The 23,756-nt window shown below is 64.2% G+C and carries 24 protein-coding genes; 9 read left to right on the plus strand and 15 right to left on the minus strand.

Going from position 1 to position 23,756, the window contains the following annotated elements; all coding sequences use genetic code 11:
- Window positions 1-6 precede the first annotated feature (6 nt).
- Window positions 7-198 carry a hypothetical protein gene (locus tag PU634_RS06770; protein WP_306763298.1) on the plus strand — a complete coding sequence of 64 codons (192 nt, stop codon included), beginning with the start codon at window positions 7-9 and terminating at the stop codon, window positions 196-198.
- A 56-nt stretch (window positions 199-254) separates the two neighbouring features.
- On the opposite strand, the gene PU634_RS06775 is transcribed toward PU634_RS06770, so the two are convergent.
- Window positions 255-2,408, minus strand: a complete 2,154-nt coding sequence (locus tag PU634_RS06775; RefSeq protein WP_306763299.1) for a dihydrolipoyl dehydrogenase family protein — start codon at window positions 2,406-2,408, stop codon at window positions 255-257.
- Between the two features lie 102 nt (window positions 2,409-2,510).
- Here PU634_RS06775 and PU634_RS06780 point away from each other — a divergent pair, with 102 nt between their 5' ends.
- From PU634_RS06780 to PU634_RS06805, 6 genes are all read left to right on the plus strand, one after another.
- Complete coding sequence (locus PU634_RS06780) at window positions 2,511-3,635, plus strand: efflux RND transporter periplasmic adaptor subunit (RefSeq protein WP_306763300.1); 1,125 nt, start codon at window positions 2,511-2,513, stop codon at window positions 3,633-3,635.
- Complete coding sequence (locus PU634_RS06785; RefSeq protein WP_306763301.1) at window positions 3,635-6,739, plus strand: efflux RND transporter permease subunit; 3,105 nt, start codon at window positions 3,635-3,637, stop codon at window positions 6,737-6,739. Before PU634_RS06780 ends, PU634_RS06785 begins: the two co-directional genes overlap by 1 nt.
- Window positions 6,736-7,617 carry a patatin-like phospholipase family protein gene (locus PU634_RS06790; protein WP_306763302.1) on the plus strand — a complete coding sequence of 294 codons (882 nt, stop codon included), beginning with the start codon at window positions 6,736-6,738 and terminating at the stop codon, window positions 7,615-7,617. Before PU634_RS06785 ends, PU634_RS06790 begins: the two co-directional genes overlap by 4 nt.
- Window positions 7,618-7,681: 64 nt before the next feature.
- Window positions 7,682-8,005 (plus strand): cupin domain-containing protein, encoded by a 324-nt coding sequence (locus PU634_RS06795; protein ID WP_306763303.1) that lies wholly within the window; start codon window positions 7,682-7,684, stop codon window positions 8,003-8,005.
- Between the two features lie 12 nt (window positions 8,006-8,017).
- Window positions 8,018-8,548 (plus strand): GNAT family N-acetyltransferase, encoded by a 531-nt coding sequence (locus PU634_RS06800; protein WP_306763304.1) that lies wholly within the window; start codon window positions 8,018-8,020, stop codon window positions 8,546-8,548.
- A gap of 111 nt (window positions 8,549-8,659) precedes the next feature.
- Window positions 8,660-9,733, plus strand: coding sequence for an NAD(P)H-dependent flavin oxidoreductase (locus PU634_RS06805; protein WP_306763305.1), 1,074 nt, complete (start codon window positions 8,660-8,662; stop codon window positions 9,731-9,733).
- On the opposite strand, the gene PU634_RS06810 is transcribed toward PU634_RS06805, so the two are convergent.
- The 5 genes from PU634_RS06810 to PU634_RS06830 are packed head-to-tail and all read right to left on the minus strand — an operon-like array spanning window position 9,721 to window position 13,622.
- Window positions 9,721-10,200 (minus strand): DUF3299 domain-containing protein, encoded by a 480-nt coding sequence (locus PU634_RS06810; protein WP_306763306.1) that lies wholly within the window; start codon window positions 10,198-10,200, stop codon window positions 9,721-9,723. The genes PU634_RS06805 and PU634_RS06810 overlap by 13 nt on opposite strands.
- A complete protein-coding gene (locus tag PU634_RS06815; protein WP_306763307.1) occupies window positions 10,197-11,444 on the minus strand; it encodes an ABC transporter permease in 1,248 nt (415 codons plus the stop codon). The genes PU634_RS06810 and PU634_RS06815 overlap by 4 nt, the downstream gene beginning before the upstream one ends.
- Entirely contained in the window at window positions 11,425-12,123 is a 699-nt protein-coding gene (locus tag PU634_RS06820; RefSeq protein ID WP_306763308.1) for an ABC transporter ATP-binding protein, read from the minus strand. The genes PU634_RS06815 and PU634_RS06820 overlap by 20 nt, the downstream gene beginning before the upstream one ends.
- Window position 12,124: 1 nt before the next feature.
- Window positions 12,125-12,688, minus strand: a complete 564-nt coding sequence (locus PU634_RS06825) for a ZrgA family zinc uptake protein (RefSeq protein ID WP_306763309.1) — start codon at window positions 12,686-12,688, stop codon at window positions 12,125-12,127.
- Window positions 12,689-12,710: 22 nt separating this feature from the next.
- A complete protein-coding gene (locus tag PU634_RS06830) occupies window positions 12,711-13,622 on the minus strand; it encodes a LysR family transcriptional regulator (RefSeq protein ID WP_306763310.1) in 912 nt (303 codons plus the stop codon).
- Between the two features lie 91 nt (window positions 13,623-13,713).
- On the opposite strand from PU634_RS06830, the gene PU634_RS06835 reads away from it, so the two are divergent.
- Window positions 13,714-14,925 (plus strand): MFS transporter, encoded by a 1,212-nt coding sequence (locus PU634_RS06835; RefSeq protein ID WP_306763311.1) that lies wholly within the window; start codon window positions 13,714-13,716, stop codon window positions 14,923-14,925.
- On the opposite strand, the gene PU634_RS06840 is transcribed toward PU634_RS06835, so the two are convergent.
- Together PU634_RS06840 and PU634_RS06845 are read right to left on the minus strand one after the other, a co-directional pair.
- The gene (locus tag PU634_RS06840; protein WP_306763312.1) at window positions 14,910-15,440 is read right to left on the minus strand and encodes a VOC family protein; all 531 of its coding nucleotides are present in this window, start codon (window positions 15,438-15,440) and stop codon (window positions 14,910-14,912) included. The genes PU634_RS06835 and PU634_RS06840 overlap by 16 nt on opposite strands.
- Window positions 15,434-16,198: a DNA repair ATPase gene (locus PU634_RS06845; RefSeq protein ID WP_306763313.1), complete on the minus strand. Its 765-nt coding sequence runs from the start codon at window positions 16,196-16,198 to the stop codon at window positions 15,434-15,436. The genes PU634_RS06840 and PU634_RS06845 overlap by 7 nt, the downstream gene beginning before the upstream one ends.
- A gap of 202 nt (window positions 16,199-16,400) precedes the next feature.
- On the opposite strand from PU634_RS06845, the gene cysB reads away from it, so the two are divergent.
- A complete protein-coding gene (cysB, locus tag PU634_RS06850; RefSeq protein ID WP_306763314.1) occupies window positions 16,401-17,375 on the plus strand; it encodes an HTH-type transcriptional regulator CysB in 975 nt (324 codons plus the stop codon).
- A gap of 113 nt (window positions 17,376-17,488) precedes the next feature.
- On the opposite strand, the gene gloA is transcribed toward cysB, so the two are convergent.
- Genes gloA through rsxB form a run of 7 tightly spaced genes read right to left on the minus strand, consistent with a single transcriptional unit; the run spans window position 17,489 to window position 23,755 of the window.
- Window positions 17,489-17,896 (minus strand): lactoylglutathione lyase, encoded by a 408-nt coding sequence (gene gloA, locus PU634_RS06855; RefSeq protein ID WP_306763315.1) that lies wholly within the window; start codon window positions 17,894-17,896, stop codon window positions 17,489-17,491.
- 31 nt (window positions 17,897-17,927) lie between these two features.
- Entirely contained in the window at window positions 17,928-18,572 is a 645-nt protein-coding gene (gene nth, locus PU634_RS06860) for an endonuclease III (RefSeq protein WP_306763316.1), read from the minus strand.
- On the minus strand, window positions 18,569-19,264 hold the full coding sequence (locus tag PU634_RS06865; RefSeq protein WP_306763317.1) for an electron transport complex subunit E: 696 nt from the start codon (window positions 19,262-19,264) through the stop codon (window positions 18,569-18,571). Before PU634_RS06865 ends, nth begins: the two co-directional genes overlap by 4 nt.
- Window positions 19,261-19,893, minus strand: coding sequence for an electron transport complex subunit RsxG (rsxG, locus tag PU634_RS06870; protein WP_306763318.1), 633 nt, complete (start codon window positions 19,891-19,893; stop codon window positions 19,261-19,263). Before rsxG ends, PU634_RS06865 begins: the two co-directional genes overlap by 4 nt.
- Window positions 19,893-20,942 (minus strand): electron transport complex subunit RsxD, encoded by a 1,050-nt coding sequence (rsxD, locus tag PU634_RS06875; RefSeq protein WP_306763319.1) that lies wholly within the window; start codon window positions 20,940-20,942, stop codon window positions 19,893-19,895. Before rsxD ends, rsxG begins: the two co-directional genes overlap by 1 nt.
- A complete protein-coding gene (gene rsxC, locus PU634_RS06880; protein ID WP_306763320.1) occupies window positions 20,942-23,200 on the minus strand; it encodes an electron transport complex subunit RsxC in 2,259 nt (752 codons plus the stop codon). The genes rsxD and rsxC overlap by 1 nt, the downstream gene beginning before the upstream one ends.
- Entirely contained in the window at window positions 23,201-23,755 is a 555-nt protein-coding gene (rsxB, locus tag PU634_RS06885) for an electron transport complex subunit RsxB (RefSeq protein ID WP_306763321.1), read from the minus strand.
- Window position 23,756 lies beyond the last annotated feature (1 nt).

Consider the following 23,756-nt stretch of genomic DNA (forward strand, 5'->3'; position numbering starts at 1 on the left):
CATACCATGAAAACCCTGATGTCACTGGCGCTGGCGGCACTGTTTTCCGTGGCCGTGGTGCCCGCTCAGGCGGTAACGCCGGCGTCCGATACGCCCGTTGTCGGCAAAACCCTGTCAATGGGGGACGGGGTGGACAACCGCCGTTGCCGCATGCTGGAAAAAGAGGGCATGAAACGGCCCGGTTATTGCCGGCCGTAATGCAAGGCAGGTCATATGATGCGGGCCGGGGCGTAAAGCCCCGGCCCGTTTTGCTCTCAGCGGCCCAGCCGCCACTCATGGTAGCGCGCCAGCCAGCCCAGCAGCCGCTCGGGAGCATGGGCGCGCTTCCATGCGCCGGCGGCATACTTGTTGGCTTCCGCCAGGGTGGGATAGACGTGAATGGTGCCGAGTATTTTGTTGAGACCCAGGTTGTGCTTCATGGCGAGCACGTATTCCGCCAGCAGCTCTCCGGCGTGCTCCGCCACTATGGTCACCCCCAGAATGCGATCCCGGCCCGGCTCGGTGAGCACCTTGATAAAGCCCTGCTCGGCGCCGTCGGTAATGGCCCGGTCGAGTTCCTTCAGGTCGAAGCGGGTGACTTCATGGGCCACCCCCCGTTGTTCGGCCTCCTGCTCGTTCAGGCCCACCCGGGCCACTTCCGGATCCACAAAGGTGCACCAGGGGATCACCCGGTAATCCACGGCAAAGCGTCTGAACTGGCCAAACAGGGCGTTGACGCTGGCGTACCAGGCCATGTGGGCGGCGGTGTGGGTGAACTGGTAGGGGCCGGCCACGTCGCCGGCGGCGTAAATATGGGGGTACAGGGTTTCCAGATAGTCGTTGGTCTCGAGCACCCGTTCGGCGTCAATGCCGAGCTCCTGCAGGCCGTAGCCCTCAAGCCGGGCGCGGCGGCCCAGGGCCAGCAGCAGGGTGTCGGCATCCAGCTCAAGGTCGGTATCGCCCTGGCGGGCCCGCAGCCGGACGCCGTCTGTGCTTCGTGCAACGCGCTCCGCCTGGCAGCCGGTGAGCACCCGCACGCCATCGGCGGCCAGCGCCTGTTTTACCCGGTCGCTCACCTCTGAATCTTCCTTTGGCAGCAGCCGGGCATTGCGCTGCACCAGGGTCACCCTTGATCCCAGCCGGGCAAAGGCCTGGGCCAGCTCGCAGCCAATGGGCCCGCCGCCCAGCACCAGCAGCCGGGCCGGTGGCGTGTCGCGGCTTGCCATGGCCTGCCACAGGGTGTCGCTGGTGAGGTAAGCCACTTCGCTCAGGCCCGGCAGCGGCGGAACAATTGGCTCGGCGCCGGTGGCAATAATGATGCTGCGGCCGGTCAGCCGCCGGGGCTGGCCATCCGCTTGGGTGATCGCCACCGTCCAGGGATCGATCAGCCTGCCGTAACCCTTGATCACCTCTACGCCAAGACTGGTGTAGCGCTCCACGCTGTCGTGGGGAGCCACCTGATTGATAATGTTCTGCACCCGTGCCATCACGCGCCGAAAGCTGAATTCGGGCTCGCCGGCGTTCAGGCCATAGCGGTCGGCGTGGCGCAGCTGGTGGGCCACCCGCGCGCTTTTAATCAGTGCCTTGCTGGGCACACAACCGGTGTTGAGGCAGTCGCCGCCCATGGCGCCGGCTTCAATCAGGGTGACTTTGGCCCTGACGGTGGCGGCGATATAGGCGCTTACCAGGCCGGCGGCGCCGGCGCCGAGCACGATCAGGTTGCGATCAAACCGGCGCGGTCGCGTCCAGCCCCGGTACAGCCGGCGGCGCTGAATGTGCCGCAATAGCCCGCGGGCCAGCCAGGGAAACAGCCCCAGCAGGGTAAATGACATCAGCAAGGCCGGCGACAGTATGTCGCCCGGCCGCTCAATGGCGGCCAATTGCGTGCCGGCGTTTACGTACACCAGGGTACCGGGCAGCATGCCCAGCTGGCTCACCCAGTAAAAGGTGCGGGTGGCCAGCGGGGTGAGGCCCATCAGCAGGTTGATCATAAAAAACGGAAACACCGGCACCAGCCGCAGGGTAAACAGGTAAAAGGCGCCGTCCTGTTCAATGCCCCGGTTCACCGCGCGCAGCCGGTTGCCGAAACGGCGTTGCACCTGTTGCCGCAGCAGAAAGCGGGCCACCAGAAAGGCCAGGGTGGCCCCCAGGCTGGAAGCAAACGACACCAGCACCAGCCCTTCTACCAGGCCAAACAGGGCGCCGGCGGCGAGGGTCATCACCGCGGCTCCGGGCAGCGACAAGGCCGCCATCAGCACGTAGAGCAGGAAAAAGCCACCGGCCATCAGCCAGGGCGACTCGGCGTGAAAGGCGGCAATGGCGGCCTGATGACGCTTGAGGGCGTCCAGGGTCAGCCACTGCTGCAGGTCGAAGGCAAAAAACGTCAGCAGCAGCAGGGCAAGTACCGCCAGCAGCAGGAGTTTCTTCATGGTTGTGTTCCTTCTGGCTGTTTTACCGTGCGGTCGGATCGGAGCGCTCGGTTCTTACAACTAGACTTGATCCTAGCCGTTTGTTTTCAGCGAGGAGGGATCATGCGTTCACGCCTGCTCTGGAGCCTGGCCGGGCTGCTGGCGTTGTTGCCCGTTGCGGCCCTGCTGATGGTGGCCAAACTCGCCCAGTTCAATGCCATGGCCGAGGCCGCCGACAACATGGTGATGCCACCGGAGCGGGTGAACGCCATTGCCGTGCGCGAGTATCAATGGCAGCCCGAAGTGACCGCGGTGGGCTCGGTGGCGGCGGTGCGGGGAGCGCTGCTGCGTACCGAGGCGGAAGGGGTGGTGGCCGAGGTGGCCTTTGCCGCGGGCGCCCGGGTGAAGGCCGGCGAGCTGTTGCTGCGCCTGAACGACCACCTTGAGCAGGCGCAACTGAACGAAGCCGGCGCCGCCACCGAGCTGGCCCGGCTCACCTATCAACGGGCGCGGGCATTGCGCAACCGCGGCAGCCTGGCCCAGGGCGATTTCGATGAGGCTCAGAGCCGTTATCGCCAGGCCAGTGCCCGGCAGCGTTTTATCGAGGCGCAGATCGCGCAAAAGGTGATACGCGCGCCCTTTGCCGGACAACTGGGCATTCGTCGCATCAGCCCGGGGCAGTTTCTGGAAAAGGGCAGTCCGGTAGTATCGCTGCACACCCTGGATCCGGTGCTGGTGGACTTTTCCCTGCCCCAGCGACGGCTGGCGGGGCTGAGGGCGGGGTTGCCGGTAGCGGTATTCGCCGACGCCTGGCCCGGACGCACCTTTAACGGTGAGATCAGTGCCTTTGATCCCGAGCTGGACCTGGCCACCCGCAGTGTGCGGGTGCAGGCGAGTCTTGCCAACCCCGATGGTGCGCTACGTCCGGGCATGTTTGTGCAATTGACACTGACTCAGCCCGAGGCCGAAGCCCTGCTGCTGGTGCCACTCACCGCCATTCTGCACGGCCCGGAGAACGACGCCGTGCTGGTGATTGAGGCCGGTGACGGCGATACCCACGTGCTGCGTCGCCAGCCGGTTAAGCTTGGCCGGCGGCTGGGGGATTTTGTGGCGGTCAGCGAGGGGCTGCGAGCCGGCCAGCAACTGGTGTCCACCGGGGTGTTCAAGCTGTTTCCGGGCATGGCGGTGGTGATCGACAACCGGCTGGCGCCGGATTTCTCCCTTCACCCGCAACCGGACAACGGCTGATGCCCGCCTTTACCGACATCTTCGTGCGTCGCCCGGTGCTGGCCCTGGTGGTCAGCCTGCTGATTTTGATCGCCGGCGCCCAGGCCTGGTGGTCGCTCAGCGTGCGCCAGTATCCCGAAAGTGAAAACGCCGCTGTGGTGGTGGCCACCCCCTATGTGGGCGCCAGTGCCGAGGTGGTGCGTGGTTTTGTGACCACCGCCATCGAAGGGGCCATCGCCGCCGCCGACGGCATCGACTATGTGGAGTCGAAAAGTCTGCTGGGGCTGTCGCTGGTGACCGCCCGGCTCAAGCTGAATTACGAGCCCACCCGGGCACTGGCGGACATTACCGCCAAGGTCAACGAGGTGCGCAACCAGCTGCCCGCCGAGGCCGAGGTGCCCGCCATCAGCGTGCAGTCGGCAGACTCCGAGTTTGCCGCCGCCTACCTGAGTTTTTCTTCCGACACCCTGTCCCAGAGCGAGATCACCGACTATCTGGTGCGGGTGGTGCAGCCGCGTTTGTCGGCCCTGCCCGGGGTGCAGCGGGCCGAGATCTTCGGCGCCCGCACCTTTGCCATGCGGGTGTGGCTCGAGCCCGAGCGGCTGGCGGCGCTGGACATCAGCCCGGCCGAGGTGAGCCAGGCCCTGGCCGCCAACAACTTTCTGTCGGCGGTGGGCAGCACCCAGGGGGCCCTGGTGCGGGTGTTCCTTACCGCCAACACCGACCTGCACAGTGCCGGGCAGTTTCGCCGGCTGGTGATCCGCGCCCGCAACGACACCTTGGTGCGGCTGGAAGACGTGGCCCGGGTGGAGCTGGGGGCGGAAGACTACGATACCGAGGTCAGCTTTAACGGCCAGAACGCGGTGTTTATGGGCATTTTTCCCCTGCCCAATACCAATGTGATCGAGGTGATCGCCGGGGTGCGCGACGATCTTGAACAGCTGAGGGTAGACCTGCCCCAGGGGCTGGCGGCGGAGATCGGCTACGATGCCTCGGAATACGTGGACAACGCCATTCGCGAGGTGGTGGGCACTCTCAGCGAGACCCTGCTGATCGTGATTGGGGTGATTTTCCTGTTCCTGGGATCCTGGCGCTCGGTGCTGGTGCCGGTGGTGGCCATTCCGGTGTCGCTGGTGGGCGCCGTGTTCCTGATGCAGTTGTTCGGCTTTACCCTCAATCTGTTGACCCTGCTGGCCATTGTGCTGTCGGTGGGGCTGGTGGTGGACGACGCCATCGTGATGGTGGAAAACGTGGAGCGGCACCTGCGGGAAGGACGCACCCCGAAAGAGGCGGCACTCATCGGTGCCCGGGAGCTGATGGGCCCGGTGATCGCCATGACCCTGACTCTGGCGGCGGTGTACATTCCCATCGGCCTGCAGGGAGGGCTTACCGGCTCCCTGTTTCGGGAGTTTGCCCTCACCCTGGCCGGCGCCGTGACCATCTCCGGGCTGGTGGCGCTGACCCTGTCGCCCACCATGAGTGCCACCCTGTTGCGCAGCGCCGAGCGCGAGGAGCGGGGCTTCACCGGCCGGGTGAACCACACCTTTGATCGGCTGAAACTGGCCTACGGCCGCTGGCTTGCACGGGTGCTGGCCCGGCGCACCGCGGTATACGTGCTCTGGGGCGGCCTGGGCCTGCTGGTGGTGCCCATGTACCTGTTTTCCCCCCGGGAGCTGGCGCCGCTCGAGGATCAGGGCTTTATGTTCGGCATCATCAACAACGCCGCCAATGCTTCGGCGGATCAGAAGGTGCACTTTGGCCGGGCCGCCGAGCGGGTGTTTCTGGATGCGCCGGAGCGGGCGTTGACCTTTCAGATTTTGTTGTCGCCCTCGGACCCGTTCGCCGCGGCGCTGGGGGTGGGCGGCTTCAGCGGCATGGTGGTCAAGCCCTGGGAGCAGCGGGAGCGCACCATTCGGGAAATCGTGCCGGATATTCAGGCGGGCATGAATGCCATTCCCGGGCTGCAGGTGTTTGTGGCCCAGCCGCCGGCGCTGCCCGGCGGCAGCAACTTTCCGGTGGAGTTCATCATCGCCTCCACCGACGAGCCCGCCGACATGCTGGCCTATGCCCGGCAGTTGCAGCAGGTGGCCACGGCCAGCGGCCTGTTTTATTTTCCGCCGGAGATTGACCTGAAAATCGACCAGCCCCAGACCGAAATCGTGCTCGATCACCAGAAGCTGGCGGCGCTGGGGCTCACTCAGCGCCAGGTGGGGCTGGATCTGGGGGCGGCGCTCGGCGGCAATTACGTCAACCGCTTCAATATCGACGGCCGGGCCTACAAGGTGATCCCCCAGCTGCGGCGGCGTGACCGGCTTAACCCGGAGCAACTGGGCGACATTTACCTGCGCGGGCCCGCCGGCCAGCTGGTGCCGCTGTCGGCCATCGCCCGGCTCGAAAACAGCACGGTGCCGCGCTCCCTCAACCGCTTTCAGCAGCTTAACGCCATCAAGCTGTCGGGCATGACCGGTCGCCTCGACGAAGGCCTGACGGTGCTGGAAAATGCGGCCCGGGAGCTGCTGCCGGCGGACTACAGCATTAATTACACCGGTGAGTCGCGCCAGTTGCGCACCGAAGGCGGCAGGTTCCTGCCGGCACTGGGGCTGGCCATCGTGATGATTTTTCTGGTGCTGGCGGTGCAGTTCAACTCCTTTCGCGATCCGCTGGTGATCCTGCTGGGCTCGGTGCCCCTGGCCATGTTTGGCGCACTCATTTTTACGGTGCTGAAAATGCCCAACCCGGATCTGCCGTTCTGGACCGACGGCTGGACCACCACCCTCAATATTTACGCCCAGGTGGGGCTGGTCACTTTGGTGGGCCTCATCGCCAAGAACGGAATCTTAATCGTGGAATTCGCCAACAAGCTGCAGCAGCAGGGGCTGACCAAGGCCGAGGCCATTGAGCAGGCGGCCATGACCCGGCTCAGGCCGGTGCTGATGACCTCGGTGGCCACCGTGGCCGGGCATTTTCCGCTCATTCTGGTGGACGGTCCGGGCGCGGCGGCGCGCAACTCCATTGGTCTGGTGCTGGTGGGGGGCATGGCCGTGGGGACCTTTTTCACCCTGTTTGTGGTGCCCTCGCTCTATCTGCTGCTGGCGCGCCGTCATGTGCGGGAGGAAACAACATGAGTGAACGGGAGCACGGCCGCACCGCCCTGGTGCTGGCCGGTGGTGGCAGCCTGGGAGCGGTACAGGTGGGCATGCTGCAGGCACTGATTGAACACGGTTTTCACGCCGAGCTGGTGGTGGGCGCCTCGGTGGGGGCCATTAACGGCGCCTATTTCGCCGCCCGCCCGCACCGCCACGGGGTGGAGGAGCTGGCCGACATCTGGCTGTCGCTGCGCAGCGAAGACGTGTTTCCCATTCATACCTTCAGCGCGCTCAAATCGCTGCTGTTGGGGCAGAACCATCTGGTGCCGGCCGATGCCCTGGCGCACCTGCTGGAGCGCCGGCTGCCGGTGGCGCGCATTGAAGACACCCAGTTGCCGTTGCACATAGTGGCCACCGAGCTGCTCACCGGCCGGGAAGCGGTGCTGTCGGCCGGCCCCCTGCTCGAGGCCCTGCTGGCCAGCGCTGCCATTCCCCTGGTGTATCCGCACCGGGAAGTGGCCGGCAAGGCGCTGGTAGACGGCAGCGTGGCCAGCAACACGCCCATCGCCAGTGCCGTGGCCCTGGGTGCCAAGCGGTTGCTGGTGCTGCCCACCGGTTTTGGCTGTGCCTGCCCGGCAGTGCCGGCGAGCATGGCGTCACTGGCGCTGCATACCCTGAATCTGCTCAGCATGTGGCAGCTGGTGCGCGACGTGGAGCATTACCAGCACCAGGCCGATATTCACGTGGTGGCGCCCCTGTGCCCCCAGGCGGTGTCGGTGTTCGATTTTTCGGTGACCGCCGGCCTTATTCGCCGGGCCCGGCTGCATACCCAGCGCTGGCTCAGGGAAGGGGGGCTGAACCGCACCGGTGTGCCCGACAGCCTGCGGCCTCATCATCATGGCGCGGGCATTCAATGACGACGTGCACACATCGGTGCCTGCCTGTTACCATGGCCGCATTGATCACGCACGAAACGGCATCATGGATAACCTGTTTCATCCTCTGCCGGCGCACCTCGCCGAAGAACGCTTTGACGAACTGCTGAGCACTCCCCATGTGCGCATCGAGCGCATTGTGTCTCGGGGCCACACCTCGCCGGCCGAAGGCTGGTACGATCAGCACGAAGACGAATGGGTGCTGGTGCTGACCGGTAGCGGCACCCTGGAGTTCGAGCACGGTCGCCGGCAAACCCTGGCGCCCGGGGATCACCTTTATATTCCCGCTCATCAAAAACACAGGGTGTGCCACACCGCCCCCGATGAACTCACCATCTGGCTGGCGGTGTTTGTGCCGCCCGCGCAGTAAGGCGTTGAAGAGATGACTACCCATACACCGGCCCTGACCATTACCCCCATCACTCCTCGGGATGACGCCGCTATTTGCCGGATTATTCGGAACGTGGGCGCCGAATTCGGCGCTGTGGGCGAGGGCTTTGGCCCGGGCGACGACGAAGTGCGTTGCATGAGCCGGCATTACCGCCCCGAGGCGAACAGTCGCTATTTTGTTGCCCGGCTGAACGGCGAGGTGGTGGGCGGCGCCGGCCTGGCCCCGCTGAGGGGCAGCCGGAGCATCTGCGAGCTGAAAAAGCTGTTTCTGCTGCCCGCCGCCCGGGGATACGGTCTTGGCCGGCGGCTTGCCGAGGCCTGCCTGGCCTTTGCCGTGAAGCAGGGATTCTCGGCCTGTTATCTGGATACCCTGAGCTCCATGACCGATGCCATTGCCCTGTATGAAAAGCTCGGCTTTTGCCGTCTCGACGCGCCGCTGATGGCGTCGGCGCATGGCGGTTGCGATGTGTGGATGCTCAAGGAGTGGCCGGCGCCGGCCCAAACGGACATGGATCTCATTTGAGTGTCTTTGTGGTTCTGTCGGGGTGAACGTCGTTGTGTTCGCCTTCACCCCGGGATAGGGTGAGCCCTGGGCCGGGTTTGTTCGCCCAGGCCGGCACAACAAGGAGCCCCCATGTCGTCAACCTCTGCGCTGTTAAACCTGCTGGGAATACGTTTTCCCCTTATTCAGGCCCCCATGGCGGGCGTGTCCACCCCGGCGCTGGCGGCGGCCGTGTCCAATGCCGGAGGCCTGGGCTCCCTCGGGCTCGGCGCCAGCTCTGTGGCGGATGCCCGCCGCCAGATAGAGCAGACCCGGCGGCTTACCGACCGGCCGTTTAACGTCAATGTGTTCTGCCACCGGCCGGCCCGGCGCGATGCCGCCATCGAGATCGCCTGGCTGCAATACCTGCAGCCGCTGTTTGCCGGGCAGGGGGCGTTGCCGCCGGTAAAACTGGAAGAGATCTACCTGAGTTTCAACCACAACGAAGCCATGCAGGATCTGCTGGTTGAGCTGCGTCCGGCCGTGGTCAGTTTTCATTTCGGCCTGCCACCGGTGAATGTGTTGGAACGGCTGCACAGTGCCGGTGTGATCACCCTGGCCAGCGCCACCCGCCTGGAAGAAGCTCAGGCCATTGCAGCCGCCGGTGTTCACGCCCTGGTGGCCCAGGGCATGGAAGCGGGGGGACACAGGGGCATGTTTGATCCCGGCGCTCACGACCCGCAACTGGGCACCGCCGAGCTGGTGCAACTGCTGGTGAATGAAGTCCGGTTGCCGGTGATCGCCGCCGGCGGCATCATGGATGGTCATGACATGCAGGCCATGCTGGCGCGGGGGGCGGCGGCGGTGCAGCTGGGCACCGCCTTTGTGGCCTGCCCGGAGTCGGCGGCCAGTGAGGAATACCGGCGGCGGCTGCTGAGTGCCGGCGCCGGTCAGACCCGGCTGACCCGGACTCTGTCCGGGCGTCCGGCCCGGGGCCTGCTCAACCGTTTTATTGCCCATGGCGAAGCGCCTGGCGCGCCGCAAACTCCCGACTATCCGGTGGCCTATGACGCCGCCAAGCGGCTGCATGGCGCCGCGGTCGCACTGGGCTGCCATGACTTCGCCGCCCACTGGGCCGGCACGGGCGTGGCCAGGGCCCGGGCGCAGCCGGCCGCCGGACTGGTGGCCGGGCTGTTGCAGGAGGCGGGGCTGGCTTACAAATCGTAAGGCTCTACCGACACCCCTTCCAGCGAATAGGCGGCGTCGGCAATGTCGTTGCTGGCGCTTACCGTGCTCAGGGTGCCGGCCACCCAGACCGCGTCCCACAGGTCATCAACCCTGGCCCCCTTGGGGTAGTTGACGTACACAATCTGGTTGGTAGGCGGAGGGGGCACGTGAATGCAGGCGCCGAAATAGGGCACCAGAAAAAACTGGGTAATGGTTTCACTGTCGCCTTCCAGCGGCACCACAAAGCCGGGCAGCCGTACCTTTTTGCCGTTCATGGCCGGCACCACCTTGCCCACCGGCTGGGCCGGAATGGCAAATTCATCCTCGTGATCCACCTCGGGAAAGGGCGGCGGGTTGAGCTGCTCTTCCAGCGGGATCAGATCGTCCCATTCGGTAAGCTGGTAATCATCGGCCAGCGCCGGCACGGCCAGCAACGCCAGCGTGAACAGGGTGTGTCGCAGTTTCACTGTCTGATACTCATTCCATCGTTGACTGAATAACGAAAGGCCTGGGCCGCCGGCAACAGGCCGGTGATGATGCCCGCCAGCCAGATGAGGCCGAGCAGGCGCCATTCGGCGGCTGAGGGTAGACCCACCGACAGCAACAGGCCGTAGTGTGCCTGCAGCAGCGGTGCCGACACCATTAGCACAGCATAAAGCAGCGCCATGCCAAGGGCCATACCCAGCAAGGTGAGCAGGGCCGCTTCCAGGGTGAGCAGACCAAACAAATGCCGGGGGCCGGCGCCCAGGGAGCGCAATATGGCCAGCTCCCGGCGTCGCGCCGCGAGGCCGGCCAGCAGGGTGGTGAGCATGCCCAGCAGGCCGGCCACCACCACAAAGAGCGCAATCAGGGCTATGGCCTGTTCCGCCAGGCTCATCATGCTCCACAGCTCGTGCAGGGCGGCGCCGGGCAGAATGGCGGACAGGGGCTCGGCCCGGTAGTTGTTGATGCTGCGTTGCAGGCCAAAGGCCTGCACCCGGTTTTCGAGCCCCACCAGAAAGGCGGTGATGGCGGCGGGCTCCAGGCTGGCGGCCAGCGCCTGCTCCCGGGTGAGTTCCCGGGTCTGGCGGCCGCTTTGCCAGCCCAGGTGTATGGCTTCCAGGCCGTCCAGACGAATGTGCACGGTTCTGTCCACCGGGGTGCCGGTGGGGGCCAGAATGCCCACCAGGGTAAAGGGCAGATCCTCGTGCAGGCTGAACGAGGTGTTGCCGGCGCCGTGGGCGATGATCAGCTTGTCTTGAAGCCGGTAGCCGAGCCGGCGTGCCACCTCGGCGCCGATCACCGCCTCAAAGGTGTCGGCAAAGGGACGGCCCTCGGCCAGCTCCAGCGGCTGTTGCCGGCCGTAGGCGTAATGGCGGAAATAGTCTTCGCTGGTGCCCAGCACCCGGTAACCCTGATGGGAGTCCCCCAGCGACAGCGGTATCGTCCAGGCCACGCCCGGCTGGTTTTTGATGCGCTGATAGGAGGCCCAGCTGATGTTGTTGGTGGGGTTGCCGATGCGGAACACCGAGTACAACAGCAGGTTGATCTGCCCCGAGCGGGCGCCCACGATCAGGTCCGTACCCGAAATGGTGCGGGCAAAGCTGTCTTTCAGCTCGTTTTGCACCTTGTGCACGCCCACCAGCAGCAGCACGCTGATGGCGATGGCCAGCACCGTCAGACCGGCAGTCAGCCGGCGTGCCCGCAGGCTGTTAAAGGCCAGGCTCAGCATGGGCGGCTCCGTTGAGTTGGTTGAGGGACACGACGTTGGTAAACAGTGGCTCCAGCCCGGCGTCGTGGCTCACAAACACCAGGCCGCTGCCGGCCTGTTCGCATTCGGCGAACAGTAATGCCATAAAGGCGGCGCGGCTGTCGGCGTCCAGCGCCGAGGTGGGCTCGTCGGCTATGACCAGCGCCGGCCGGCCGATCAGTGCCCGGGCCGCCGCCACCCGCTGCTGCTGGCCAATGCTGAGTTTGTGTACCGGTTGTTGCCACAGCGACGGGGGCAGTCGCAGCGCGCTCAGCAGGCGCTCGGCTTCCTGCCGTGGCGGCGCGGCAAGTTGCCGGCGCTTGTGCCGCGAAAAGATCAGCGCCGAGGTGACGTTGTCCACCACCGACAGGTAGGGCAGCAGGTTGAACTGCTGAAAGATGTAGCCCAGGTGATCGGCGCGAAAGCGATCCCGCCGGCTCGCCGTCATTCGGACCAGGTCCCGGCCCAGGATTTCGAGCCGGCCCTGCCCGGGCCGAAGAATGCCCGCCAGCAGTCCGAGCAGGGTGCTTTTGCCGCTGCCACTGGGTCCCTTGATAAACAGGCGCTCGCCGGGGGCGAGCGACAGGCTGTTGATGTTGAGCAACGCCGCCTGGCCAGGCCAGGCGAACGTCAGTTGATGAATGGATAACAGCGGTACCATGTTACCAGCGGACCTCGGGCTGTTCGGCCGTGAGGGTGGCGGCGGTCTGGCCGGACCTCAGCAGGCCCTGAAACTCGATGCGGTGAAAGCCCGGAAAGGCCATGAACAGGCCGGCGGCATTCAGCCCGTTCAGGGCCTCGGGCTGGCTGCACAGCCAGGCGTAACGCAAATTGATGTCGCTGTGAGCGAGGTCATCATGATGCTCGTGCTCATCGTGCTCATCGTGCTCATCGTGCTCATCGTGCTCATCGTGCTCATCGTGTTCGTCGGTGGCAATATGACTTGCCTGCTGCAGCACGCAGCCGGCGGCGGCGGGCAGGGCAAACAGCGCGGCGGCATTCAGGCCCTTGTCGATGGCCTGTTCATAGGCGGCGCGCTCTTCGCCGGTTGCCGGATTATGTTCAAAACCCACAATGTCGGCGGCGGGGGCAAACAGCTCCAGCACCAGCCGGTCGTCGCTCTGGGCCAGGTTGAGCTGGCCAAAGCCATGTTCGTGTACGCCGAGCTGGGCGTGGGCGGCAAGGGGCAGCAGCGAGGCGGCAAGGGCAATGGAAGTCAGCTTCATGAGGGGCTCCGTTATTGATTTGTTATGTTATAACAAGTGCAGCTTCCCCTTGTAAAGGTCCTTGGTGCTGCTCGCGAATAAAGTCGATAAAGGCCTGTTCGGCCCGGGACAGGCGCCGCTCTTTGGGCCAGGCCAGGCAGAGATCGAGAAAATAGGGGGTTTCAAAGGAGATGGGCACGAGATCGGTGTCGTGCTCGATCACCATGCGCAAAACGGTGGTCACCGCAAAGCCTTGGCGTACCACCGCCTTGAGCAGGGGAATGAGGTTGCTTTCAAAGCCGATGCGCGGACGCAGGCCGCGCTGGCGCGCCATGTCCTCAATGTATTCCCGGTGGTAAAAGCCGTGGCGAAACACCGCCAGCTCCTCGGCCAGAAAGTCGTCAAGGCGAATGTGAGACTGGTGGGCTCGAGGGTGATCCCGGGCCACCACCGCCACCATTTCCTCCCGCAGCAGGGGCAGCCCGCACAGGCCCGCGGGCAGATCGGCGGTGAGCACTATGCCGAGCCCCAGCTCTCCTTGCAGCAGATGCTCCAGCACGTTCTGGGTGCCGGCTTCTTCAACCCGAATGCTCAGGCCCGGGTAACGGTGCTTGAACGCCATCAGCAGCGGCGGAAAGTAAAACGAGCCCAGCATGCTGGGAATGCCAATGGTCACCTCGCCTGCGTTGAGATCGTGCAGTGCCGTCATGTCCTGCTCGGCCAGGGTCAGGGCGGCGAGAATACGCTCGGCATGTTCCAGCAGCCGTGTGCCCTCGGCGGTCAGGTGCAACCGGCCCTGGTGGCGCTCAAACAGGGTCAGCCCCAGGTGTTGCTCCAGTTTCTTGATGGTCATGGTCACCGCCGGCTGGGCCAGGTGTAGCTGTTCGGCGGCGCGGGTGATATTGCCGGTGTGGGCCACGGCAGCGAACTGGCGCAGCCAGCGGGGATCAATCATAAGCAACCGTGATGGTTTCGATAAATTTAATATATTTAAATTATTCTTTCGATGGGCGTAAGGTCAAGGCATATCCTGTCGGAGACACGTCATGCTCGATGTAAAAACTCCCCTCTGGTGGCGTGCCACCCTGGCTCTGGGGCTGGGCTCCGTGCTGGTGTTCATCAACCTCTACGTGGCTCAGCCGCTGCTGCCGCTGCTGGCCCGGGATTTTGCACTGTCGGCTCTGGGGGCGGGCTGGGCGCTGTCGGCGGCTACCCTGGGGCTGGCGGCGGGGCTGTTGTTCTGGGCGCGCCTGGCGGATCGGCTGGGACGCAAACGGGTGATGCTGGGCACCCTGCTGGTGGCCATTTTGCTGGGCTTGAGCCTGGCCTGGGTGCCGAATTACGGCAGCCTGGTGGCGCTGCGCGGGCTGCAGGGCTTTTTTCTGGCGGGGCTGCCGGCCACGGCGGTGGCCTACATGGGAGAAGAATTTACTCCCAGGGCGCTGGTGACCAGCATTGGTATCTACATTGCCGCCAACTCCCTGGGAGGTATTGCCGGCCGGGTGTTTGGCGGTCTGGTGGCCGAGTGGGCCGGACACTGGCAGGCGAGCTTTGTGGTGCTGGCCGGCGTCAGCCTGCTGCTCTGGGGTCTGTTGCCAAGGCTGTTGCCCGGCTCCCGCTGCTTTGTGCCGGCGAGCAAGGGGGAAGGGGCCAGCGCCCTGCTGGCCCATGTGCGCAATCCGTTGCTGTGGCCCGTTTATCTGGTGGGCGGGCTGAATTTCATGGTGTTTCTCAACCAGTACACCTATGTGGCCTTTTACCTGTCGGCGCCGCCCATTGCCCTGGCGCCGGCAGCCATCGGATTGCTGTTTCTGACCTACCTGACCGGCACGGTTGCCTCTGGCGTGAGCGGCGCCCTGGTGAGTCGTTTTGGGTTGTGTAACACTCTGCTGGCGGCCATCGTGATCATGGCGCTGGGTAGTCTGGGGTTGCTGAGCGGGCGGCTGCCGGTGATCCTGGTGTCGCTGCTGGTAGACAGTTTCGCCTTTTTTCTGGCCCATGCCTGTGCCAGCAGCTGGGTGGGGCGCAGCGTGACCGAGCACCGGGCCCTGGCGTCGTCCCTGTACCTGGTATTTTACTACGCCGGGGCCAGCCTCGGCGGCCTGTACCTTTACCCCTTCTGGCAGGCGGCCGGCCTGCCCGGGGTGACGGTGGGCATGATCCTGGTGATGGCGGTAACCGGCGCGTTGACCTGGCGGCTGCGCCGGTATGAGCCGCGCAATGTCAGCACGGCACAGGCATCTTACAACGCGAAATAATCCTCGGGCACCGGCACCACCAGTCCCTCGGCAATCTCGGTGGCAATGGTGTCCGCCAGGCTTTGGCAGTGAAATTTCACCTGCAAGGGGGGCAGGGCGAGGGTGAGCTCGTCCGGCATGCCTTTTTGGTTAAAGGGCACATGCGGATAGCGGGCCAGCAGGGCAGGCAGGCTCGGCACCACCATTTCACCGTGCTCCAGCCCCGTGTGGTGAGCCTTGCCCGCCTTGGGCGCGGCCAGCTCCAGGCAGGGCACGGGGCCAAAGGGGCTGGCCAGGGGCCGGTGCAGGGCATAGGTCATAATGGGCCGGCCCCCGATCATGCCCTCCACCAGCACGCGTCCGTGCTCGGCCAGGCGCTCTTTCAGGAGTACATATTCCGCATTGCTGGCGGCCCGGTAGCAGAGGTGATCCATGGGGCCAAGGGTGGCGGGGAGGCCGTGGGCGGCCATGGCCTCGGCCAGCTGAGAGAAAAAGGCGTCGGTGTCGCCCAGCAGGGCGTGAATGGGGCTTACCATTTGCGTTTGGGCTCAAACAGCATGTCGAGTTCGGACTTTTCCTTTTCCTGCTCTTCTTTTTCCTTCTGTTGCTCCACCTCATGCTGCCGGGTATCGAGCTCGTCAATCCACTCCTGAATGGTTTGTTCAATGTTCAGCAACTGATCGTCCTTGTCGGTGAGGTTGCCGAGGATCCGTTTGCCTTTTTCCAGCATTTGCCGGGCGGTGGCGGTTTCCCGGTTGCTGATGGCCATGCGTACCCGCTTGAGCAGGTTGTTCAGGTTGATTTTCAGTTGCATCAGCTCCAGGCGACGGTCTTCCGCCACAAAGGTCTGGGAGCCCACCTTGCCGTTGTTGTGCTCCTGGCGCACCACGTGGCGCAGCCGTTTGACCAGCTTGAGCATGTGCAGCGCCTGCTGATCCGACTCGGGCCGGCGAAAGCTGCCCTGCACCGGCGGAAAATTCTCCCGGGCGTCGGCGATTTGCTGGCGCACATTGTCCAGCCGCCCGGCCAGCTGGGTGTTGCCGGGATCCGTCTCCACCATGGTCTGCAGGCTGTTCTGCACGCGCTGGTACAAAATCAGCACCAGCGTGCGGCTGTAGGGCAGCTGACTGGCGTTCAGCAGCAGTTCTTCCGTCTCGTTCACGATACGGCTGTGCCTGATCAGAACGGCACGCTTTTCCGCCGCCTGCTTTTGCCGGTACTGCTGCAGTATGTTGTAGACGATAACGAGAAACAGCAGGGCGCCTATGGTTATCAGTACCAGGGTCAGGATCATGGGCAACGGGCTCGCTATGGTGGTTTGAGCGTGAGCGGAAATGTTAACTCACCAAATGGGCTTTGGCTAACGTCCTGAATCAATAAATGGTGATGTTTCAGGCCGTTAGCACCATATTAATATGCCAGAACGGCGCCAATGCAGAGGATCTTTTGCCAAGGTCTGATAGTATTTACACAAGTCACCGTGAATCTGGACCATCATGAAACTTCAGCAGTTGCGCTATATCGTCGAAGTTGCCAACCATAATCTCAATGTTTCCGCTACCGCCGAGAGCCTTTACACCTCCCAGCCCGGCATCAGCAAGCAGGTACGCATGCTGGAAGACGAGCTCGGCATTCAGGTGTTTGAACGCAGCGGCAAGCACCTTACCCAAATTACCCCCGCCGGGCGCGACATTATTCGCATTGCCGGTGAGATCCTCGGCAAGGTGGAAAGCATCAAGGCCGTGGCCAGCCAGCATACCCATCCGGATCAGGGCTCGCTCAATATTTCCACCACCCACACCCAGGCCCGCTATGCCCTGCCCGGGGTGATTCAGGGCTTTATTCAGCGCTATCCCAAGGTGTCGCTGCACATGCATCAGGGCACGCCGGTGCAGATCAGCGAGTCGGTGGCCAAGGGCTCGTCCGACTTTGCCATTGCCACCGAGGCCATGCATTTGTTTCAGGACCTGATCATGCTGCCCTGTTATCACTGGAACCGCTGTATTCTGGTGCCCAGGGATCACCCCCTGGCCTCGGTCAGCCAGCCCACCATTGCCGACATTGCCGGTTTTCCGCTGGTGACCTATGTGTTCGGTTTTACCGGCCGCTCCCAGCTCGATGTGGCCTTTAACCGGGCCGGCTACGAGCCCAGGGTGGTGTTTACCGCCACCGACGCCGATGTCATCAAAACCTATGTGCGCCTCGGCATCGGCATTGGCGTGCTCGCCAGCATGGCGGTGGATCCGAAGGAAGACAGCGATCTGGTGGCCATCGACGCCGGCCACCTGTTTGCGGCCAGCACCACCAAGATCGGGTTTCGCAAGGGGACCTTTCTGCGCAGCTACATGTATGACTTTATGGAGCGCTTCGCGCCCCACCTCACCCGGGAACGGGTCGACAAGGCCATTACCCTGAAATCCCCCGACGATATCGAAAAGCTGTTTGAGGATGTCGAACTGCCCATGCGCTGACCACCTCCTTGCGGGGGTTAGCTGGAAGCCTGAAGCTGAAAGCTGGAAGACAAAAAAGCCTGCGTACACTTGGTGACTGCAGGCTTTTCAGTTTTATTTCTAGCTTCTGGCTTCTAGTCCCCGAGCCCCTTGCCGGCGTCCTTTTTGGCGATCAGCTCAATCTTGTAGCCGTCGGGGTCTTCCACAAAGGCGATAACGGTGGTGCCGCCCTTGACCGGGCCCGGCTCGCGGGTGACCTTGCCACCGGCGGCGCGGATTTGCTCGCACATGCCGTAGATGTCTTCCGCCTCAATGGCGATATGGCCGTAGGCGTTGCCCAGATCGTAGCTGTCGGTGCCCCAGTTGTAGGTCAGCTCCAGCACGGCTTCGTCTTTTTCTTCGCCATAGCCCACAAAGGCCAGGGTGTATTGGTACTCGGCGTTTTCGCTGGTGCGCAGCAGTTTCATGCCCATGATGTTGGTGTAAAAGGCAATGGACTTGTCCAGGTTACCCACTCGCAGCATGGTGTGCAGAATACGCATGTGTTGCTCCCGTTGGTGTGTGTTGGCGCGGTTATTCACCGGCCGGATATTGCTTGTCGTTAAACTCGCACAGATCCTCGATCACGCAGGCGCCACAGCGGGGCTTGCGTGCGGTGCAGACATAGCGTCCGTGCAGAATAAACCAGTGGTGCACGTCGAGCTTGAACTCGGCGGGCACCCACTTCAGCAGTTTTTGCTCGACTTCGTCCACGTTCTTGCCCGGGGCAAAGCGGGTGCGGTTGGCCAGCCGGAAAATATGGGTGTCCACGGCGATGGTGGGCCAGCCAAAGGCGGTGTTCAGTACCACGTTGGCGGTTTTGCGGCCCACACCGGGCAGGGCTTCCAGCGCCTCGCGGCTTTCCGGCACCTCGCCGCCGTGTTTTTCCAGCAGTATGGCACAGGTCTTGATGACGTTTTCGGCCTTGGAATTGAACAGGCCAATGGTCTTGATGTGCTCCTTGACCCCGTCCACCCCCAGGGCCAGCATGGCGGCGGGGGTGGGGCCGGCGGCAAACAGGCCCTTGGTGGCCTTGTTCACGCTCACGTCGGTGGCCTGTGCCGACAGCAGCACGGCGATCAGCAGCTCGAACGGGTTGTTGAAATGCAGCTCCGTGGTCGGGTGCGGGTTTTCGGCCCGCAGCCGCTCCAGGATCTGCCGGCGTTTGTTCATGTTCATAACGAGGTTACTCGGGCTCGGGTGACTTCGGGTTTGGGGGCGGGGGCACGGCGTGCCGCCAGCCGGCTGTCCAGCCAGTTCTTGCCGGCCACCAGCAGCCCCAGGCCAATAAAGGCCCCCGGGGGCAGAATGGCCAGCAAAAAGCCGTTGTCCAGGTGCAGCACGTCCACGCGCAGCCCGGTGGCCCAGTCGCCCAGCAGCAGCTCGGCACCGTCAAACAGGGTGCCCATGCCCAGCAGCTCGCGCAGACCACCCAGCACCAGCAGCACGGCGGTAAAGCCCAGTCCCATCATCAGGCCGTCCAGCGCGGCCAGGGTTGCGCTGTTTTTGGAGGCAAAGGCTTCGGCCCGGCCGATGATCACGCAGTTGGTGACGATCAGCGGAATAAAAATACCCAGCGACTGGTAAAGCCCGTAAGTGTAGGCGTTCATCAGCAGCTGCACGCAGGTCACCAGGCTGGCGATGATCATCACATAGATGGGAATGCGTACTTCGCTCGGTACCCACCGGCGCACCAGCGACACCGAGACGTTGGAGCCCACCAGCACCAGCAGGGTGGCCAGGCCCAGCCCCAGGGCGTTGGTCAGGGTATTGGTCACCGCCAGTACCGGACACAGGCCGAGGATTTGCACCAGGGCCGGGTTGTTGCCCCACAGGCCCTGGCGAATGATGTCTTTGTATTGCTCGTTCACAGGCTCTCTCCACAGCGAGGCGCATTACTCAGCAGTTGCGGTTGTTCATGGACCAGCAGCAGCACCTTGCGCACCGCACCCACCACGGCCCGGGGGGTGATGGTGGCGCCGGTAAAGGCGTCGAACTGGCCGCCGTCGTTGCGCACCGCCCAGCTGGCGTCCTCGGCGCCGTTCAGCCGCTTGCCGTCAAAGTCCAGCAGCCAGCGGGACTTTTTCAGTTCAATCTTGTCGCCCAGGCCCGGGGTTTCGTTGTGGTTGAGTACCCGCACGCCCGAGAGGCTGCCGTCGGCATTCACGCCCACCACCAGTTTGATCTCGCCGCTGTAGCCGTCGGGGGCGATGGCTTCAATGGCATGGCCCTGCACCTCGCCCTGCTTGACCGCAGTAAACACCGGCAGGGGGTCGCGGCTGCCCAGGTATTGCGGACTTTCCAGCATCACGCAGTGTTCATAAAGCGGCTCGTCGTGGGTGCTGTCGGGCAGCAGTTCGTTCAATACCGCCAGCAGCTGGGCCTGCTCCTGCTCGATAATGGTGGCCCGGGTCAGGCTGTTGGTAAAGGCCACCAGGGCGGTACAGACCAGGGCAAAGGCGGCCAGCACCAGGGCGTTTTTACGCATTGTTTCCAGCATCAGCGTTGCGCTCCGTAGGTGGCGGGTTTGGTCAGGCTGTCGATCATCGGCACCGTCAGGTTGGCCAGCAACACCGCAAAGGCGATGGCATCCGGGTAGCCGCCAAAGGTACGGATCAGGTACACCAGCAGGCCGATCAGTGCGCCGTAGATCAGCCGGCCTTTAAAGGTGGTGGAGGCCGACACCGGATCGGTGGCGATAAAAAAGGCCCCCAGCATGGTGGCGCCGGAAAACAGCTGAATGAAGGGCCCGGCGGTGTTGTCGGGGGAGATCATAAAGCCCAGAAAACTCAGCAGCACCAGGGTGGCCAGCATGGCCACCGGAATGGGCCAGCTGATAAGCTTCAGCCGCAGCAGCGCCAGGCCACCGGCCAGATAGGCCAGGTTCACCCACTGCCAGCCAATGCCGGCCAGCCCGGCGAAAATGGGGTTATTCAGCATTTCACTGGCGGTGTGCCCCTGGGTAAAGCCGGTTTTCAGGGTGTCGAGGGGCGTGGCCATGGTGGTGCCGTCGGCCAGTTCGCGCAACTGGTGCGGGCTGAAACCGTCCAGGGTGTGGCCGGTGAAAATGGCCGACAGGGCATCGCCCAGCCCCGGTGGATAGTGCTGCAGCGAAAGCGGCGGCAACCAGCTGGTCATGGGCAGCGGAAACGACACCAGCAGCAGCACATAGGCCACCATGGCCGGGTTAAAGATATTTTGCCCCAGGCCACCGTAAAGCTGCTTGGCAATGATGATGGCAAAGGCGGTGCCGATCACCACCAGCCACCAGGGCGCCAGGGGCGGAATGGCAATGCCAATCAGCAAGGCGGTGAGCAGCGCCGAGTTGTCGCGCAACACGCCAAGGGGACGTCGGCGCAGCTTCAGCACCAGGCCTTCGGCGGCGTAGGCGGTGAGCACCGCCAGGGCAATCTGCACCAGGCTGCCCCAGCCGAAATACCACCACTGCATGGCAATGCCCGGCAGCAGGCAATAGCAGACCCGGCGCATCAGCACGCTGGTGCTGAGCGGTGCGTGATCATGGGGTGAACTGCTGATATGAAAACCCATTAGGACTCGTCTTCCGGTTTCGGTTGTGGACTGGCGGCCGCGGCCTTGCGGGCCTTGGCCCGGGCCACGGCGGCACGAATGGCGGCTTTTTTATTGTCGTCGGACTGTTCCGCCGGCGTTGGCCCGGATTGCTCGGTGGTCTGCTCTGCCGCTGGCTCGGCCGGGGCGGCATCGGCCTGTTCGGCATCTTTCGCAGCCTTGCGCGCCTTGGCACGGGCGACGGCAGCGGCCACCGCGGCCTTTTTGTCGTCCACCGGAGCTTCCGGCTTGGCGGTGGGCGCGGTTGCCGGTTCGTTCTGCTCCGCAGCCTGAGCGGCCTTGCGCGCCTTGGCACGGGCGATGGCGGCGGCCACCGCGGCTTTCTTGTCATCCGCCGGGGTTTCCGGCTTGGCGGTGGGCGCGGTTGCCGGTTCGTTCTGCTCCGCAGCCTGAGCGGCCTTGCGCGCCTTGGCTCGGGCGATGGCGGCGGCCACCGCGGCTTTCTTGTCATCCGCTGGGGTTTCCGGCTTGGCGGTGGGCGCGGTTGCCGGTTCGCTCTGCTCCGCAGCCTGAGCGGCCTTGCGCGCCTTGGCACGGGCGATGGCGGCGGCCACCGCATCCTTTTTATCATCACTTGCCGGTGCCGCACTGGCGGCCGCTTCGGCGGCCTTGCGTTCGCGGTTGCGGCGGGCCTCTTCCTTGCGGGCGGCGCGGGCGGCGGCCATGTCGTCGGTGCCTTCCGCCTGCTGGCGGGCCTTGACCCGGGCCAGGGCGGCGGCCACCGGGTCTTCACCACCGGCGGCCACCTGTTCGGCCATGCGCGCCTTGCGCTCGGCGGCGGCCTTTTGCTGGCGGGCCTGGCGTTCGGCCTTTTCCCGCTCCAGCCGGGCCTGGCGAGCTTCAAAGCGTTGCCTGGCGCGTTCGGCCTGCTCGGCTTCCCGCTGGGCCTGACGAATGTCGGCCTTGGCCACCCGGTAATACTGCACCAATGGTATCTGGCTGGGGCACACCCAGGCACAGGCGCCGCATTCAATGCAGTCAAACAGGTTGTGGCTGTTGAGCTTGTCGTGCTCTTTGGCGCGGGCGTGCCAGTACAGCTGCTGCGGCAACAGGCTGGCGGGGCAAACATCGGCACACTGGCTGCAGCGAATGCAGGGCTGCTCCTGCACCGGTGGCGACAGCTCATCAAGGGTGGGGGCCAGTACGCAGTTGCTGCCCTTGATCACCGGGGCGGCGGCGGTGTGCAGGGTAAAGCCCATCATGGGACCGCCCATGATGATGCGCGGATCGGGACCGGGGCGAAAGGCAAAGCGCTTCAGCAGGTAACGCACCGGGGTGCCAATGCGCACCCAGGCGTTGCACTGTTCGCCAAAACCGTTGCCGGCCAGGGTGACCACCCGCTGGATCAGCGGCTCGTCGTCGACCACGGCGCGTTTCACCGCAAAGGCGGTGCCCACGTTCTGCACCACAATGCCAATGTCGGCGGGCAGACCGTTGCGGGGCACCTGCTGGCCGGTGAGAATTTCAATCAGCTGTTTTTCTCCGCCGGAGGGATACTTGGTGGGCACCGCCACCACCAGCACCTGTTCACAGCCATTGGCGTCGCGCAGGGCGGCCAGGGCCTCGGGCTTGTTGTCTTCCACCGCGATCACGGTAAGCCGGGGCTGAACGATGTGGCGCAAAATGGCCACGCCTTCAAGAATTTCACTGGCATGTTCGCGCATCAGCCGATCGTCGGCGCTGATGTAGGGCTCGCATTCCACTCCGTTGATAATCAGGGTATCGATGGCCTTTTTGCGCGGGCGCAGCTTGATGTGGGACGGAAAGCCGGCGCCGCCCAGGCCGGTGATGCCGGCCTCGTGAATGCGCTCCAGCAGCACGTCGGCGCCCAGGGCGTCGATGTCGCTCATGGGAAAGCGCGGCCGCCACCGGTCCTGGCCGTCGGGCTGAATAATAATGCAGTCGCCGTCCAGGCCGGACGGATGGCACAGCGGCCGGCGCTCAATGGCACTGACGGTGCCCGAGGTGGGCGCGTGCACCGGGATCATCATGGGATTGTCGGCGTCGGTCAGGCGCTCGCCCTTGAGTACGTGATCGCCCACCTTGACCCGCAGCCGGGCGGGCTGGCCGATATGCTGGCGAATTTGCAGCACCAGCTCGTCGGGCAGACCGGCATCCACAATGGGCTTAAGGTTGGCCGGCGCCTTGCGCTCGGGCGGATGAATGCCGCCATGAAAGTCGTGCAGTTTGCCTGCCTGAAGATTCGCTAACAGCGACATTTAGTTCACCTGCTTGATGGCAATGGGCTCGAGCTGCCATTTCCAGTTGTCGGGAGTCACCTTGACCGGCACCATTTCAATGCAGTCGGTGGGGCAAGGGTCCACGCACAGATCGCAGCCGGTGCACTCGTCAACGAGCACCGTGTGCAGCGCCTTGGTGGAGCCGACAATGGCATCCACCGGACAGGCCTGAATGCACTTGGTGCAGCCAATGCACATGTCCTCGTGAATAAAGGCGACTTTTTTTACCGGCTCGGCGGCCTCTTCCCCCATGGCCTGGGGCTCCACCCCCATGAGATCGGCGATCTTGCGCATGGTGGCGTCGCCGCCGGGCACGCACTTGTTGATGTCGTCGCCGTTGGCCACGGCCTCGGCGTAGGGGCGGCAGCCGGGGTAACCGCACTGGCCACACTGGGTCTGGGGCAGCAGCTCGTCGAGCTGATCAACAATGGGATCCGACTCCACGCGAAAGCGCACGGCGGCAAAGCCGAGCACCAGCCCGAAGATCAATGCCAGCAGCGCCAGCACGCCAATGGCGATAAGAATGTGTGTCATG

It is taken from the genome of Oceanimonas pelagia (genome assembly GCF_030849025.1).
In the GTDB taxonomy this organism is placed as follows: Bacteria; Pseudomonadota; Gammaproteobacteria; order Enterobacterales; family Aeromonadaceae; genus Oceanimonas; species Oceanimonas pelagia.

What these genes read in the sequence shown, in the direction of transcription:
- PU634_RS06770 (WP_306763298.1), top strand. Translation starts at nt 7, where the DNA reads ATGAAAACCCTGATGTCACTGGCGCTGGCGGCACTGTTTTCCGTGGCC.
- PU634_RS06775 (WP_306763299.1), bottom strand. Translation starts at nt 2,408, where the DNA reads ATGAAGAAACTCCTGCTGCTGGCGGTACTTGCCCTGCTGCTGCTGACG.
- PU634_RS06780 (WP_306763300.1), top strand. Translation starts at nt 2,511, where the DNA reads ATGCGTTCACGCCTGCTCTGGAGCCTGGCCGGGCTGCTGGCGTTGTTG.
- PU634_RS06785 (WP_306763301.1), top strand. Translation starts at nt 3,635, where the DNA reads ATGCCCGCCTTTACCGACATCTTCGTGCGTCGCCCGGTGCTGGCCCTG.
- PU634_RS06790 (WP_306763302.1), top strand. Translation starts at nt 6,736, where the DNA reads ATGAGTGAACGGGAGCACGGCCGCACCGCCCTGGTGCTGGCCGGTGGT.
- PU634_RS06795 (WP_306763303.1), top strand. Translation starts at nt 7,682, where the DNA reads ATGGATAACCTGTTTCATCCTCTGCCGGCGCACCTCGCCGAAGAACGC.
- PU634_RS06800 (WP_306763304.1), top strand. Translation starts at nt 8,018, where the DNA reads ATGACTACCCATACACCGGCCCTGACCATTACCCCCATCACTCCTCGG.
- PU634_RS06805 (WP_306763305.1), top strand. Translation starts at nt 8,660, where the DNA reads ATGTCGTCAACCTCTGCGCTGTTAAACCTGCTGGGAATACGTTTTCCC.
- PU634_RS06815 (WP_306763307.1), bottom strand. Translation starts at nt 11,444, where the DNA reads ATGCTGAGCCTGGCCTTTAACAGCCTGCGGGCACGCCGGCTGACTGCC.
- PU634_RS06820 (WP_306763308.1), bottom strand. Translation starts at nt 12,123, where the DNA reads ATGGTACCGCTGTTATCCATTCATCAACTGACGTTCGCCTGGCCTGGC.
- PU634_RS06825 (WP_306763309.1), bottom strand. Translation starts at nt 12,688, where the DNA reads ATGAAGCTGACTTCCATTGCCCTTGCCGCCTCGCTGCTGCCCCTTGCC.
- PU634_RS06830 (WP_306763310.1), bottom strand. Translation starts at nt 13,622, where the DNA reads ATGATTGATCCCCGCTGGCTGCGCCAGTTCGCTGCCGTGGCCCACACC.
- PU634_RS06835 (WP_306763311.1), top strand. Translation starts at nt 13,714, where the DNA reads ATGCTCGATGTAAAAACTCCCCTCTGGTGGCGTGCCACCCTGGCTCTG.
- PU634_RS06840 (WP_306763312.1), bottom strand. Translation starts at nt 15,440, where the DNA reads ATGGTAAGCCCCATTCACGCCCTGCTGGGCGACACCGACGCCTTTTTC.
- PU634_RS06845 (WP_306763313.1), bottom strand. Translation starts at nt 16,198, where the DNA reads ATGATCCTGACCCTGGTACTGATAACCATAGGCGCCCTGCTGTTTCTC.
- cysB (WP_306763314.1), top strand. Translation starts at nt 16,401, where the DNA reads ATGAAACTTCAGCAGTTGCGCTATATCGTCGAAGTTGCCAACCATAAT.
- gloA (WP_306763315.1), bottom strand. Translation starts at nt 17,896, where the DNA reads ATGCGTATTCTGCACACCATGCTGCGAGTGGGTAACCTGGACAAGTCC.
- nth (WP_306763316.1), bottom strand. Translation starts at nt 18,572, where the DNA reads ATGAACATGAACAAACGCCGGCAGATCCTGGAGCGGCTGCGGGCCGAA.
- rsxG (WP_306763318.1), bottom strand. Translation starts at nt 19,893, where the DNA reads ATGCTGGAAACAATGCGTAAAAACGCCCTGGTGCTGGCCGCCTTTGCC.
- rsxD (WP_306763319.1), bottom strand. Translation starts at nt 20,942, where the DNA reads ATGGGTTTTCATATCAGCAGTTCACCCCATGATCACGCACCGCTCAGC.
- rsxC (WP_306763320.1), bottom strand. Translation starts at nt 23,200, where the DNA reads ATGTCGCTGTTAGCGAATCTTCAGGCAGGCAAACTGCACGACTTTCAT.
- rsxB (WP_306763321.1), bottom strand. Translation starts at nt 23,755, where the DNA reads ATGACACACATTCTTATCGCCATTGGCGTGCTGGCGCTGCTGGCATTG.